We start from the raw sequence: 14,672 nt of genomic DNA on the forward strand, positions 1-14,672 counted from the left end.
AATGGAGGAAACCAAACCTGCTACTATAACGGCTTTTCGAGACCGTCGTTTACGGCCCCCAGCCCTTGCGGCAGGTGGCAGCAAGGCGACACCTGCGCCGGGGAAAGCGGTCGCGCCGCACGGTTCCGGGCGGCCCGCAGGCCATCCGCATCCGGCCCCGACGTGTCGCCCGAAAGGCCGCCAGGCCGCCGGCCCTGATCTTCCGCCGCCCGCTGCCGGGCGGACATTCCGATCATTCGAAATTCATTCCCGATGTCCAATCCGTCTGCCACGTCTTCCCGCATGACTGCGCCCGAACTGCGCGCGACCACGTCGCTCGCGGCGATCTTCGCGTTGCGCATGCTCGGCCTGTTCATGATCATGCCGGTGTTTTCGGTCTACGCGAAAACCATCCCGGGCGGCGACAACGTGCTGCTCGTCGGGATCGCGCTCGGGGCCTACGGCGTCACGCAGTCGCTGTTCTACATCTTCTACGGCTGGGCGTCCGACAAGTTCGGCCGCAAGCCGGTGATCGCCGCGGGCCTCGCGATCTTCGCGCTCGGCAGCTTCGTCGCCGCGTTCGCGCACGACATCACGTGGATCATCGTCGGCCGCGTGATCCAGGGCATGGGCGCCGTGTCGTCGGCGGTGCTCGCGTTCATCGCCGACCTGACCTCCGAGCAGAACCGCACGAAGGCAATGGCGATGGTCGGCGGCTCGATCGGCGTGTCGTTCGCGGTCGCGATCGTCGGCGCGCCGATCGTGTTCCACTGGGTCGGGATGAGCGGGCTGTTCGCGATCGTCGGCGTGCTGTCGATCCTCGCGATCGGCGTCGTGCTGTGGATCGTGCCCGATGCGGCGAAGCCCGTGCACGTGCCCGCGCCGTTCGCCGAGGTGCTGCACAACGTCGAGCTGCTGCGCCTGAACTTCGGCGTACTGGTGCTGCATGCGACGCAGACGGCGCTGTTCCTCGTCGTGCCGCGCCTGCTGGTCGACGGCGGGCTGCCGGTCGCCGCGCACTGGAAGGTGTACCTGCCGGTGATGGGGCTCGCGTTCGTGATGATGGTGCCGGCGATCATCGTCGCGGAAAAACGGGGCAAGATGAAGCCGGTGCTGCTGGGCGGCATTCTGGCTATCCTGATCGGTCAATTGCTGCTGGGCAGCGCGCCGCATACCATCCTGATTGTGGCGGCGATTCTTTTCGTCTACTTCCTCGGGTTCAACATCCTGGAAGCGTCGCAGCCGTCGCTCGTGTCGAAGCTCGCGCCGGGTTCGCGCAAGGGCGCGGCCACGGGCGTCTACAACACCACGCAGTCGATCGGGCTCGCGCTCGGCGGCATCGTGGGCGGCTGGCTGCTGAAGCACGGCGGCGCGAACACCGTGTTCTACACGTGTTCGGGGCTCGTGGCCGCGTGGCTTATAATCGCGGCCAACATGAAAGCGCCGCCGCGCAAGGCCGGAACCTGATTGTCGGGTAGGCGCCGGCGGCGTTCGCCGGCTCCCCCGGCGGGCTGCTCCGACGGCTGTCGCGGGCGGCCCGGCATCGAATTTACTGGAGAAACACATGGCATCCGTCAACAAGGTCATCCTCGTCGGCAACCTCGGCGCCGATCCTGAAGTCCGTTACCTGCCGAGCGGCGACGCGGTTGCGAACATCCGCCTCGCGACGACCGACCGCTACAAGGACAAGGCAAGCGGCGATTTCAAGGAAATGACCGAGTGGCATCGCGTCGCGTTCTTCGGCCGTCTGGCGGAAATCGTCAGCGAATACCTGAAGAAGGGGTCGTCGGTCTATATCGAAGGCCGCATCCGCACGCGCAAGTGGCAGGGCCAGGACGGCCAGGACCGTTACTCGACCGAAATCGTCGCCGAACAGATGCAGATGCTCGGCGGCCGCGGCGGTTCGGGCGGCGGCGGTGGCGGCGGTGACGAAGGCGGTTATGGCGGCGGCTACGGCGGTGGCGGCGGCGGTCGCGGCGAGCAGATGGAGCGTGGCGGCGGCGGTCGTGCCGGCGGCGCGGCGCGCGGCGGTGCAAGTGGCGGCGGCCAGAGCCGTCCGAGCGCGCCGGCAGGCGGCGGCTTCGACGAGATGGACGACGATATTCCGTTCTGAGATCTCGCAACCAAACGCTGTAAAGATCGACCCCGCCTTTTGGCGGGGTTTTTTTTAGCATTTTTAGCCCATGGCGGATCAAATCTGATTCGATTTTCTGCGGCGATTTTTATTTTGCTTCGGGACCCTTCGCCCCGAATAGCGGCGGCAGGTAGCGCTTTCGCGCTGGGCCACGTCTCCGGCTGATCAATTGTCCGGACGGCCTGTACGCGGTCCGCATTCCTTCACTTTCGCATGCCCGATCGACGCTAGAGGACCTTGTTGCGCCAGTATCGTTAGGACACCGTCTGATTCCGACGGCCGGGGCGGACATGTCGGTGATGGAATCGGGCGGCGGCAGTCGACAAGAAAGCCGAATGATGTGCAGTTTTTTCGGGGAGTATTAGGAATTTATCGAAGGATTTCGTTTTTATAAAAATAAATCGTACTTGTATTATTTATCTTGATAGGACTGAAAATTATGATTCGGTAGCGAATGCAAATGGTGGTTTACCGAATTGATAATGGATCGTTACGGCCGAGGTTTCTGGCATTTTCTTGCGACCCGGCATCCAGGCGTCACGCATCATCGAGACGCACGGCCAGCGGCGGCGCGCGCGCCCGTTGCCGGCCTCGGCGGCGGTGTTCCATACGCGCTGGGCTGTTGCGCGGCGATGGGGCTGTTCCTGCCCGGTGTCGCGTTTTCGCAGTTGCCGAACGCGGGCCAGTCGATGCGCGAAATCGAATCCGTGCGCCCGGCGCTCCCGGCCGCGTCGGCGCCCGAGTTGAGCATCGAGCGTACGGAGCAGGCCGCACCCGCGCCTGAGGGCGTCGATGCGGGGCCGCGCGTGACGGTCCGCGCGTTCGCGATCGGCGGCAACCGGGTGTTCACGTCGGCGCAGCTCGAGCCGCTCCTCCAGGAACTGACCGGGCGGGAGCTGAGTTTTGGCGAGCTGCAGGCGGCTGCGGCTCGCATCACTTCCTACTACCGCGAGCACGGCTACGTGCTCGCGCGTGCCTATCTGCCGCGTCAGGACATCGACGACGGCGTCGTCCGGATCGACGTGCTGGAAGGCCGCTACGATCGCATCGAGCTCAACAACCGCTCGCGCGTGCTGGACGGCGTGGTGCGCCAGCCGCTGTCCGCGCTGCGTCCGGGCGAGGCGGTGCGCGGCGCCGATCTGGCGCGCAGCCTGCTGCTCGTCGGCGACCTGCCCGGCGTCGACGCCAAGGGCACGTTGCGCTCGGGGCGCACGCAGGGCTCGACCGATCTGGTGATCGACGCCGATCCCGGGCCGATCGCGACGGGAACGCTGGAGGCGGACAACTACGGCAACTTGTCGACGGGGCGCTACCGGCTTACCGGCAGCATCGCGGTCAACTCGCCGCTGCGCATCGGCGACCGGCTCACGTTGCGCGGCATGGGAAGCGACACGCTGCAGCGCTATTACAGCGCGTCGTACCAGTTACCCGTCGGGCCGTGGTCGACGCGCGTCGGCGTCGGCTACTCGAATCTGCATTCGAAGGTCGGCGAAGGCTTCGAGGAACTCGATCTTCACAGCCGCGCCAACATCCAGAGCGCATTTGTCGTTCAGCCGCTGCTGCGCGGCCGCGCGTTCAACCTGAACGCGCAACTCCAATACGAGAACAAGAACCTTCACGACGACTATCGCGCGTTCCAGATACAGGACGACAAGAACGTCGGTCTATGGACTTTCACGCTGAGCGGCAACGGCGACGACGCATTGCTCGGCGGCGGCACCACCGCCTTCTCCGTGTCGGCCGGCGCGGGCCGCCTGCGCACGGCCGACGTGCTTGGCGCGCAGGGGTTCGTCAAGACGCGCGGCACCTTCAAGAAACTCGGCGTCAGCGTGATGCGCCTGCAGGCGCTCGGCTCGCGTTTCCAGTTCTACACACAGTTCAGCGGCCAGCTGTCGTCGGGCAATCTCGACGCGTCCGAGCAGTTCGGCCTCGGCGGCCCGTACGGCGTGCGCGCCTACACGCTCGGCTCGGGCAGCGGCGATCAGGGGTGGCAGGCGAGCGCGGAATTGCGGTATGCGGTGGCGCCCGGCTGGCGGGTCAGCACGTTCGTCGACGCCGGCCGGGTCGGCATCAACAAGCATCGCGTGTTCAAGGACACCAACATCATCCGCATGCAGGCCGCGGGGTTCGGCGCGGGGTGGTACGGGAAGGGGCATCAAGTCACGGTGGCGGCCGCCTGGCCGTTCGCCTCAAGCGAAGGGCTGGCGTCGTCCGCCGGCTCGCCGCGAATCTGGTTTCAGGCGACTCAGTATTTCTGAGCGTCTGGACGAGCGCCTGCATGACGCAGGGTTTGGCAGTCAATACAACAAGGAAACCAAAGATGAACAAGGCTTATGCATTGGTCTGGAATCAAGCGAACGGATGCTGGAGCGTGGCGGGCGAGAACGCGCGTCGGCGCGGCAAGGCGGGCGGCCGCCGGGTAATCGCGGCGGCCGTGTCGCTGCTGGGCTTCGCGGCGTCGAGCGCATATGCGCTGCCCACGGGCGCCGAGATCGTGTCGGGCAAGGGCGACTTCGCGACGTCGGCCGACAACAAGACGATGTCGATCAACCAGCATACGGACAAGCTGATCACGAACTGGCAGGACTTCAGCGTCGCCGGCGGCGAGCGCGTGTCGTTCAATCAGCCGACGAACCAGTCGCTGGCGCTGAACCGGGTGGTCGGTGCGAACGGCAGCAACATCGAAGGCCGCATCGATGCGAACGGCAAGGTGTTCCTGGTGAACCCGAACGGGGTGCTGTTCGGATCGGGCGCGCAAGTGAACGTCGGTGGCCTCGTGGCCTCGACGCGCGACATCTCGGACAAGGATTTCCTGAACGGCAACTTCCGCTTCACCGGTAAGTCGGCAGGCCAGGTGGTGAACCAGGGCGCGATCACGGCGGCGGACGGCGGCGGTGTCGCGCTGCTGGGCGCGCAGGTGACGAACAACGGCGTGATCCGGGCGCAGATGGGCACGGTCGCGCTGGGCGCGGGCAATGACGTGAAGGTGAACTTCGACGGCAGCAAGCTGCTGAGCCTCGAGGTGAACGGCGCGGCGGTGGACGCGCTGGTGAGCAACGGCGGCCTGCTGAAGGCCGACGGCGGCCAGGTGCTGATGTCGGCACGGTCGGCGAACAGCCTGCTGGGCACGGTGGTGAACAACAGCGGGACGATCGAGGCGAAGGGGCTGAACAACGTCGCGGGCCGGATCACGCTGGACGGTGGCGACGGCGCGGTGCACGTGGCCGGGACGCTGGACGCGAGCACGCTGGCGGGCGCGGAAGGCCACGGCGCCGTGGTGACGAAGGGTGCCGCGGTGCGCGTGGCGGACACGACGACGGTCGACACGCGCGGGCACGATGGTGTGGCGGGCAAGTGGACGATCGAGTCGGCGAATGCCGGCGTGGGTCGGAGCGCCGCGTCGCGCGCGCTCGTGATCGGCGGCCAGCAGGTCGGCGGTTCGGGCGGTTCGGATGCCGCGATCGGCGCGGATACGCTGGCGCGCAATCTCGGCACGACCAACGTCGAACTCGCTCGCACGACCGGCACGCTGAAGGTGGACGCGCCGGTTACCTGGAGTAGCGACAACGGGCTGACGCTGACGTCGCGTCAAGGCGACGTGGAACTGCACGGGCCGGTGACGGCGACGGGCGACGACGCGGGCGTCACGGTGAACGCGGCGAAGCAGATCCGCGTGAACGACAAGCTGACGCTCGATGGCCGCAACGCGAAGCTGGAACTGAATCCGGGTAGCGGTCTCGCGGTGAACGGCGACGGCGTCGTCACGCTGTCGGGTGCGAATGCGTCGTACCGTTCGAACGGCGACGCGTATCGCGTGATCAACAGCGTCGATCAACTGCGTTCGATCGACAACGACCTGTCGGGCCGCTACGTGCTCGGCAGCGCAATCGACGGCGGTGGCCGCCAGTTCCGGAGCATCGGCAACGACCGCACGTTCTTCGGCAAGTTCGACGGCCTGGGCAACACGATCAGCAACGTATCGGTGTACGGCACCGGCCCGTTCATCGGCCTGTTCTCGGTGAACGCCGGCTACATCGGCAACCTGAAGCTCGCGTCGGTGAACGTGACGGGCGAGCGATCGTACACGGGCAACGGGCCGGCGATGATCGGCAGCCTGGCGGGCGTGAATACGGACACCGGCGTCATCTCCAACGTGAAGGCGACGAACGTGGTCGTGAACGGCGGGACGTCGCGCATGCAGGTGCTGGGCGGTCTCGTCGGCACGAACCTGGGCGGCGACATCGATCGGTCGTCGGTCACCGGGCGCATTGCAGGCAGCTGGGCCACGTTGTCGATGGGCGGGCTCGTCGGCGAAAACTACACGATCGCGGGCCGTCCGGACAAGCTCGGCACGATCAGCAACAGCTCGGCCGATACGACCATTTCGGGCGGGATCGCGGATCAGAGCTGGTTCTACGGCGGCGTGGGCGGTCTGGCCGGCATCAACCGCGGCGGCGTGATCTCGAATTCGAGCAGCGCGGGAAGCATCACGCTGGCGCAGACCAATGCGAAGGTGGGCGGTCTGGTCGGCGTGAACAGCGTGAACGGTGACGTCGGCACGGGTACGATCCAGAATTCGTCGTCGAGCGTCAACGTCACCGTCAGCGGCCGTAACGGCAGCATCGGTGGCCTCGTGGGCGACAACGACGTCGGCACGAGCATCGCCAATTCGTCGGCGAGCGGCACCGTCCGTGGCGCCGGTAACTCCGCGATCGGTGGTCTCGTCGGCGTGAACCGCGGTTCGCTCGCGAATGTGTCGGCGAGCGGCGCGGTCAACGGCACCGCGTCCGGTTCCACGATCGGCGGCCTCATCGGCCGGCATCTTCTCGGCACGGTCGCCAATGGAACGGCGACGGGCAATGTCTCGGGCGTCGGCTCGGCCGCGATCGGCGGTCTCGTCGGCGTGAACGAAAGCGTCCTCACGAACGGGACGGCAACGGGCGACGTGACCGACAAGTCCGCTGCGCTTATCGGTGGCCTCGTGGGTCAAAACAAGGGGCAAATCACGGTGGGGATCGCCCGCGGCGACGTCACCAGCGGCGGAGCCAGTCATGTCGGTGGTTTGGTCGGCAATAACGACAAGGGCACGATTTCCGGTTCGGATGCGTACGGCCAGGTGACGGGCGGCGCTTTCAGCCTCGCGGGCGGCCTCGTTGGCGTCAACACCGGCGCCATCAGCGGGTCCCAGGCGAAGGGTTACGTGAGCGCTGACATGAAGAGCACCGTAGGCGGCCTCGTCGGCATGAACGGCGGCACCATCGCAAATAGCAAGGCGTCAGGCAAGGTGGTGGCGGGCGCTTCGGCGAGCGTCGGCGGTCTGGTCGGCAAGAACGCGAACGGTGACATTTCGAACAGCAAGGCGATCGGCGTGGTGGAGGGCGGCAACTCCGCTTACGCCGGCGGCCTGGTCGGCCACAACGACGGTCGAGTGTCGAACTCGGAAGCGTCCGGCGCGGTGACTGCCGGCACGAGTAGCGCCGTAGGCGGTCTCGTCGGAATGGGCAATGTGGCGGGTAGCGTTGCGAATAGCAAGGCGACAGGCGACGTGACGGGCGGCGATTATGCGAGCGTCGGCGGTCTGGTCGGCACTAACGGCCACCTCGTGTCGAGCTCGGAATCGTCGGGTACGGTGAGCGGCGGTAGGGGTGCGCGTCTCGGCGGTCTCGTCGGCTATAACCTGGCCACGGTGAAGGGCTCGACGACGAGCAGCCGCATCAACTATGTGTCCGGGTATGACCAGGCTTACGGTGGTCTGGCGGGCTTGAACTACGGACATATCGAGTCGAGCGTGGCAACCGGCGCGGCAGCCGCGGTGCAACAGATCGGTGCTGGCCGTCGCGTCATCGCGTCCCGGTAAGCGCACCGGTCTCGATGCGGGGGGCGGGCTTTTCGCCAGCCACCCGCGAAGCTGACCGTCGCTTGTCGTAGTCACTGAAGGCGGGGCATCGGAGTGATCCGGTGCCCCGCCTTCGTCGTTCATCGGCGCGACTCAATCGGGCCGGCGTGGCCGCGTGCCCGCCCGTCTGTGTGGGTCGTGCAACCATCGGGGGCGGGTGGCAGCGGATGCGTCCGCAGCGGGCGCACATCGATGCACGCAGGGGGCTCGGCGATTCGCCGCACGATCCCGATGCACGTCGCGATACGGCAGCCAACCTGTCTCGGGTATGCTGGTGTCTTCCGTTGGCTTCGATCGAGAGGGGACTATGCGGCGTGTCGTGTTCAACCAGAAGGGCGGCGTGGGCAAATCGACGATCGTCTGCAACCTGGCGGCGATCAGCGCGAGCGAAGGGTTGCGCACGCTCGTCATCGATCTCGATGCGCAGGCGAACTCGACGCGCTACCTGCTCGGCGACGCAGCGGCCGATGCGCAACCGGGCGTCGCCGGCTTCTTCGAAACCGCGCTGACCTTCAACTTCCGTCCGATCGACGTCGCGTCGTTCATCCACGCGACCCCGTTCGACGGGCTCGACGTGATGCCCGCGCATCCGGATCTCGACACGCTGCACGGCAAGCTCGAATCGCGCTACAAGATCTACAAGCTGCGCGACGCGCTGAACGAGCTCGACATGTACGACGCCGTATACATCGACACGCCGCCCGCGCTGAATTTCTATACGCGCTCGGCGCTGATCGCGGTCGAGCGCTGCCTGATCCCGTTCGACTGCGACGATTTCTCGCGCCGCGCGCTGTACACGCTGCTCGAGAACGTGAAGGAAATCCAGCAGGACCACAACGCGGCGCTCGAGGTGGAGGGGATCGTCATCAACCAGTTCCAGCCACGCGCGAGCCTGCCGCAACGGCTGGTCGACGAGCTCGTCGACGAAGGGCTGCCGGTGCTCGCGTCGCGGCTGTCCGCATCGGTGAAGATCCGCGAGTCGCATCAGCAGTCGATGCCGGTGATCCATCTGGAGCCGACGCACAAACTCGCGCAGGAGTTCCGCGCGCTGCATCGCGAACTGGCCGGCTGATCTCGCGCGTGACCGCACCGACCGAGGCCGCTTCGAGCGGCCTTGTTTTTTTGTCGCGACCGGCAATTCGTCCTATTATTGATTTCGTCATTAATAATCAAGAAAACGATTTCACAAGAAATCCAGAAAAAATATGACATAAATGGTTGCTCCATTTTCAATGGTGCCCGGTTTTCTAATAAGCGGAATAATGAATTGGCAAATATTGCGCCACGTCATGATGCGCTATGCTGCAAAAGGTAAAAATGCGTCGCCGGCCGGTGAGGGGCACTGTCTTGTCTGAGATTTCGGCGTGCCCGCAGCTTCGGCGGACGGTTCAAAGGGTAATAAGGGTTTACACCTATCATTAATGCCATTTAATTGACAATTAATCGATCTAGAATGACTTCCTTCTACCGCCCGTTCCCAAACAGGTGACGGGTTTCAATAAGGAAGCAGCTGTTTACCCGAGCTTCCATTTTTCTTTACGTCGTCTCTCGCATAGCCAACAGGAGCGTGCCCGATGTCCGTATTTGCCCCCGAAAAACTCACCGCCGATTATCAGTCCGGTATCGCCGCGTGGTTTGCAATCGCCCGTCCGGCGATCCACGGTTTCGAGGCTGTCGTCGAACTCAACCTGCAAGCGGCCCGGACGGCGCTCGAGGACTACGAGGACAAGCTGAAGAACGCGTTCACCGGCAGCAACCCGGCCGCGGGCTTCGCGCAGCAGGTCGCCGCGCCGCAGGAAGCGGCCGGCAAGGTCGCGTCGTACGGCCGCCATCTGTTCGAGATCGCGGTGTCGACGCAGTCCGAATGGGCGAAGGTCGCCCAGGCGCAGTACGAGCAGAACGACAAGCGCCTGAAGGACGTGCTCGGCGAACTGTCGAAGCATGCGCCGGCCGGCTCGGCGCCGGTGGTGGCCGCGCTGAATTCGGCGCTGTCCGCGGCGAGCGCCGCGGCCGACTCCGTGCGTGAAGCGACGGGGCAGGCGATCGAAGCGGCGAAGAGCGGCTTCGATGTGGTCAGCGAAACGGCCACGCGCGGCGCGAAACAGACGGCGGCCACCGCGCGCAAGGACGCGGCGGCCGCGCGCGAATCGGCTGCGTGACGGCCCGAACGGGCCCGAACGCGCATGAATGCGCATGAATGCGCATGAATGCGTGTCGCGCGCAGGCGCGACACGATTGATTGGCGCCGGCGCCGCGTGTGCCACGCGGGGCTGGCGAGCTTCGGTTCGCCGCAAGACGCCCGTGCACGGTTGCCCGTGTCACGGTGCGAACGGATGCCGCCCGCCGTATGGCGTACGGCGGCGTGTGGCCGCGATCGCGCCGGATGGCCCGACACGCGTCATCGCCGTGTACAGCACGCCTCGTGCGGGCGTCAGAACCACACACTGATTTCGATGCAGGAACTGAACATGACGGACGTAGTGATCGTATCGGCCGCGCGGACCGCGGTCGGCAAATTCGGCGGCTCGCTGGCGAAGGTGGCGGCGCCTGAACTGGGCGCGACGGTGATCCGCGCGGTGCTGGAGCGTGCGGGCGTGAAGCCCGAGCAGGTCAGCGAAGTGATCATGGGCCAGGTGCTGACGGCCGGCTCCGGGCAGAACCCGGCGCGGCAGTCGCTGATCAAGGCGGGGCTGCCGAGCGCCGTGCCGGGCATGACGATCAACAAGGTGTGCGGTTCGGGCCTGAAGGCCGTGATGCTGGCGGCGAACGCGATCGTCGCGGGCGACGCGGACATCGTGATCGCGGGCGGCCAGGAGAACATGAGCGCGGCGCCGCACGTGCTGCCGGGCTCGCGCGACGGCTTCCGGATGGGCGACGCGAAGCTGGTCGACACGATGATCGTCGACGGCCTGTGGGACGTGTACAACCAGTACCACATGGGCATCACGGCGGAGAACGTCGCGAAGGAATACGGGATCACGCGCGAGGAGCAGGACGCGTTCGCGGCGCTGTCGCAGAACAAGGCGGAAGCCGCGCAGAAGGCCGGGCGCTTCGACGACGAGATCGTGCCGGTGTCGATCCCGCAACGCAAGGGCGAGCCACTGCAGTTCGCGACCGACGAGTTCGTGCGTCACGGCGTGACGGCGGAATCGCTGGCCGGGCTGAAGCCGGCGTTCGCGAAGGACGGCTCGGTGACGGCGGCGAACGCGTCGGGGCTGAACGACGGCGCGGCGGCGGTGCTGGTGATGTCGGCGCAGAAGGCGGCGGCACTGGGCCTGACGCCGCTGGCGCGGATCAAGGCGTACGCGAACGCGGGCGTGGATCCGAGCGTGATGGGCATGGGTCCGGTGCCGGCCTCGCGCCGGTGCCTGGAGCGCGCGGGTTGGACGCCGGGCGACCTGGACCTGATGGAGATCAACGAGGCGTTCGCGGCGCAGGCGCTGGCGGTGCACAAGCAGATGGGCTGGGACACGTCGAAGGTGAACGTGAACGGCGGGGCGATCGCGATCGGCCACCCGATCGGCGCGTCGGGCTGCCGGATCCTGGTGACGCTGCTGCACGAGATGGCCAAGCGCGATGCGAAGCGCGGGCTGGCGTCGCTGTGCATCGGCGGCGGGATGGGCGTCGCGCTCGCGGTCGAGCGTGTCTGAGCAGTGATTGACGGCACGGTTCGCTTGCGGCGCGCGCCAGCGCCGCGGGCGAGCTGCGCGGGTGTCGCGCAAGACGGGAAATCGACAATAAGCGCGAGGTACCGATGCGTGCCGCGCCCGCGACGCGGGGCGGCCGTGCATCGAAGCGGTGGGGCGGCAGCAGGTGCGAGGCCGTCGCCCCGTCTTTCATCGATTACTTTTTTGTCGGTAATTCATAGTATGACTAAGCGAATCGCAGTTGTGACAGGTGGGATGGGCGGTCTCGGCGAAGCGGTCAGCATCCGGTTGAACGACGCGGGCCACCGGGTCGTCGTCACGTATTCGCCGAACAACGCCGGCGCGGACCGCTGGCTGACCGAGATGCATGCGGCCGGTCGCACGTTCCTTGCGTACCCTGTGGACGTGGCCGATCACGACTCGTGCCGGGAATGCATCGAGACGATCGTGCGGGACGTCGGCCCGGTCGACATTCTCGTGAACAACGCGGGCATCACGCGCGACATGACGCTGCGCAAGCTCGACAAGGTCAACTGGGACGCGGTGATCCGCACGAACCTCGACTCCGTGTTCAACATGACGAAGCCGGTCTGCGACGGCATGGTCGAGCGCGGCTGGGGCCGCATCGTCAACATCTCGTCGGTGAACGGCTCGAAGGGTTCGGTCGGCCAGACCAACTACGCGGCCGCGAAGGCCGGCATGCACGGCTTCACGAAATCGCTCGCGCTCGAGGTCGCGCGCAAGGGCGTGACGGTGAACACGGTGTCGCCGGGCTACCTCGCGACGAAGATGGTCACCGCGATCCCGCAGGACATCCTCGACGCAAAGATCCTCCCGCAGATTCCGGTGGGCCGGCTCGGCAAGCCCGAGGAAGTCGCGGCGCTGGTGGCGTACCTGTGCTCGGAGGAGGCCGGCTTCGTGACGGGCTCCAACATCGCGATCAACGGCGGTCAGCACATGCACTGACGCGCGGCGGCCCGCACGGCATTCGCGCGCGTGCGGGCAGCGTTGCGCACCATCCCGTGCCGGAGCGACGGCAGGCGCGCCGCTTCGGCCTCGCATTCCGGAGGACGCATGGGCGACACCTGGATGGGACTCGTGATCGGCGGCACGGCACTGGCCGTCGCGCTGACGATGGCGATTTCGCTCTACCGGCTCGAGCGGCGCCGCGCGCGGCTGTTGCGGAATTTCGATCATCGCGATTGCGGGCTCGCAGCGTACGGCAAGTGCTTCGCGCGCAGGCCGGCCAGGCCGCTGCGCCGCGCACGTTGGCCGTCGCGCCGACGCGTTGCGATCGGTGATCGATGAGCGGCCGATCGGCGGTCACGTCCCGCGCGCATGCCGTCCGCGACGCGTGGGCGCGGGATCAGTCGGTCCTTTCGCCCTTCCCGGCCGATTCGCCCGAGTCGTTCTTGTGGAAGATCCGCTTCGTCGTGCGCTTGGTGGCTTCCCAGCCTTCGCGCGACGCATGGGCGACGCCGTGTCCGACCGCCTTCGCGGCGCTCGCGGTCGCGTGGCCGAAGCTGCGCGCCGCTTCGCCGGTCTTGTGCGCGGCTTCCTTCGAATCGCGCTTGATGTCCTGCTTCACTTCCGAGAGGTCCGCGTGGGCGAGCGGGCTGAGCAGCGCCAGAACGAGCGCGGCGCCAATGAACTGACGAACTTTCACGACCGGGTTCCTTGAGGTAAGCCTCGTCATCGAGGTTTCGGGTTGCCGGCAGGCGCCGGTTGAAACGCGCCGGCGTTCGATGCGTCGAGCATCACCGCCGCGCGGCCGGACAGCAGCACGCGCTCGCCGCAGCGCAGCGCGAAGCCGTACAGCACCGAGCGGCCGTCGCCGCTCACGCGTTGCGCGTCCACGGTGAGCGGCTGCGCGAAGATGTCGAGCCGGTCGACGAACGCGTCGACGTTGCGCACGCTCGCGAGATAGCCGGCGCGCGGGCGTGCATCGTGCGCACCGAGCAGCGCGCCGTGCACGGCCATCGCCTGCGCCGCGTATTCGATGCCGCAGACCGCCGCGAGCCGCCCGTGCGCGCGCAGCGGGTTGTGCGGATCGCGGTGGCTCGTCGCGGTGCAGCGGATGCGTTCGGCATCCCACGCATCGACCGAATCGAGCACGCACATCGCGCCGGCGTGCGGAATGTGCGCGGCAATCCACGCGTGGTCGAGCGGCGGGGCCGGTGCGGCGGTTGCGTTCATCGCGCGCGCTCCGCCAAGGTCCCGGGCATCGCGACGTCGACCTGAAGGCGCGTGTCGTCCAGATAGTCGAGCACGACGCGCGTCGTACGTTGCGTGGCGAGCGCCTCGAGCAACGGCAGCACGCGCGCGGCCGGATTGCCGTTGCGCAGTGCGTCGAGCCCGGCGTGCGCGAGCGCCGTCGCGGGTGCGTCGGTGAGTTGGACGTCGATACGGGCGAGCGCTCGCTCGCTGGCTTCCGGCGCCAACACGAGCGCGACGCCGAACGCGTCGCCGATCGGCCGCACCGCGCGCAGCGGTTCCGGATAGTCGGTGTCGTACGCGATCAGCAGGCTCGGCACGCGATCGACGACGACCTGGCACAGGCTTTCGAGCAGGCCGGCGGCAAAGCTGCCGTCGTGCGCGCACAGCACGTTCGACGTCGCCATCGCGCGGGTCGCGATGCTCCAGTAGCCGGCCGGCGCGTTGTGCACCGAGTTGTGGAAGCGGGTCGGCGACAACTGGCGATCGTCGCCGGCCAGCGTTTCGCAGATCGCGTGGCAGTTCTGGCCGTCGCCGCCGGATGCGCTGAACACGGTCGCGAGCGTCGCGGCGTCGCGGCCGCTCGCGGCCACCGCTTCGTGGCCGACCGCGAGCGCGGCGCGCACGACGGGGCCCGTGCGACGCCGCTCGGCCGACGGCAGGCCGGCGGGCGGCGGCAGCTCGGTGCGGGCAGGCACGTAGGGCGCGCGGCCCGCGAGCACGTCGGCCGCGTGCGGCCAGCCGTTCAATCCCGGGCCGACGAGGCCGATGCTTTCGATGAAGGCGGTGAGCGTCATGGCGG

The 14,672-nt window shown here is 67.0% G+C and carries 12 protein-coding genes; 9 read left to right on the forward strand and 3 right to left on the reverse strand.

Features of this window, described 5'->3' with window-relative positions; all coding sequences use genetic code 11:
- The first annotated feature begins 252 nt into the window (after positions 1-252).
- The 9 genes from WS64_RS13445 to WS64_RS13485 all read left to right on the forward strand — a co-directional run bounded on the left by WS64_RS13445 (position 253) and on the right by WS64_RS13485 (position 12,964).
- Positions 253-1,446 carry an MFS transporter gene (locus WS64_RS13445; RefSeq protein WP_060966642.1) on the forward strand — a complete coding sequence of 398 codons (1,194 nt, stop codon included), beginning with the start codon at positions 253-255 and terminating at the stop codon, positions 1,444-1,446.
- Between the two features lie 97 nt (positions 1,447-1,543).
- Complete coding sequence (locus WS64_RS13450) at positions 1,544-2,092, forward strand: single-stranded DNA-binding protein (RefSeq protein WP_060966643.1); 549 nt, start codon at positions 1,544-1,546, stop codon at positions 2,090-2,092.
- A gap of 653 nt (positions 2,093-2,745) precedes the next feature.
- Complete coding sequence (locus tag WS64_RS13455; RefSeq protein WP_060966644.1) at positions 2,746-4,371, forward strand: ShlB/FhaC/HecB family hemolysin secretion/activation protein; 1,626 nt, start codon at positions 2,746-2,748, stop codon at positions 4,369-4,371.
- Positions 4,372-4,433: 62 nt separating this feature from the next.
- Positions 4,434-7,970: a two-partner secretion domain-containing protein gene (locus WS64_RS13460; RefSeq protein ID WP_060966645.1), complete on the forward strand. Its 3,537-nt coding sequence runs from the start codon at positions 4,434-4,436 to the stop codon at positions 7,968-7,970.
- Positions 7,971-8,316: 346 nt separating this feature from the next.
- The gene (locus tag WS64_RS13465; protein WP_059642606.1) at positions 8,317-9,081 is read left to right on the forward strand and encodes a ParA family protein; all 765 of its coding nucleotides are present in this window, start codon (positions 8,317-8,319) and stop codon (positions 9,079-9,081) included.
- 502 nt (positions 9,082-9,583) lie between these two features.
- Entirely contained in the window at positions 9,584-10,168 is a 585-nt protein-coding gene (gene phaP, locus WS64_RS13470) for a TIGR01841 family phasin (RefSeq protein WP_060966646.1), read from the forward strand.
- A gap of 309 nt (positions 10,169-10,477) precedes the next feature.
- On the forward strand, positions 10,478-11,659 hold the full coding sequence (locus WS64_RS13475) for an acetyl-CoA C-acetyltransferase (protein WP_060966968.1): 1,182 nt from the start codon (positions 10,478-10,480) through the stop codon (positions 11,657-11,659).
- 219 nt (positions 11,660-11,878) lie between these two features.
- Positions 11,879-12,622: an acetoacetyl-CoA reductase gene (phbB, locus tag WS64_RS13480; RefSeq protein WP_059580714.1), complete on the forward strand. Its 744-nt coding sequence runs from the start codon at positions 11,879-11,881 to the stop codon at positions 12,620-12,622.
- A 108-nt stretch (positions 12,623-12,730) separates the two neighbouring features.
- Positions 12,731-12,964 (forward strand): hypothetical protein, encoded by a 234-nt coding sequence (locus WS64_RS13485; RefSeq protein WP_060966647.1) that lies wholly within the window; start codon positions 12,731-12,733, stop codon positions 12,962-12,964.
- Between the two features lie 58 nt (positions 12,965-13,022).
- Here the strand turns inward: WS64_RS13485 and WS64_RS13490 are convergent, their stop codons facing one another.
- Genes WS64_RS13490 through WS64_RS13500 form a run of 3 tightly spaced genes read right to left on the reverse strand, consistent with a single transcriptional unit; the run spans position 13,023 to position 14,667 of the window.
- Positions 13,023-13,352, reverse strand: coding sequence for a hypothetical protein (locus WS64_RS13490; protein WP_060966648.1), 330 nt, complete (start codon positions 13,350-13,352; stop codon positions 13,023-13,025).
- Positions 13,349-13,852, reverse strand: coding sequence for a hotdog family protein (locus WS64_RS13495; protein WP_060966649.1), 504 nt, complete (start codon positions 13,850-13,852; stop codon positions 13,349-13,351). The genes WS64_RS13490 and WS64_RS13495 overlap by 4 nt, the downstream gene beginning before the upstream one ends.
- Complete coding sequence (locus tag WS64_RS13500) at positions 13,849-14,667, reverse strand: beta-ketoacyl synthase chain length factor (protein WP_060966650.1); 819 nt, start codon at positions 14,665-14,667, stop codon at positions 13,849-13,851. The genes WS64_RS13495 and WS64_RS13500 overlap by 4 nt, the downstream gene beginning before the upstream one ends.
- Between the last annotated feature and the right edge of the window lie 5 nt (positions 14,668-14,672).

The sequence above is a fragment of the Burkholderia anthina genome (assembly GCF_001547525.1).
Taxonomy (GTDB): domain Bacteria; phylum Pseudomonadota; class Gammaproteobacteria; order Burkholderiales; family Burkholderiaceae; genus Burkholderia; species Burkholderia semiarida.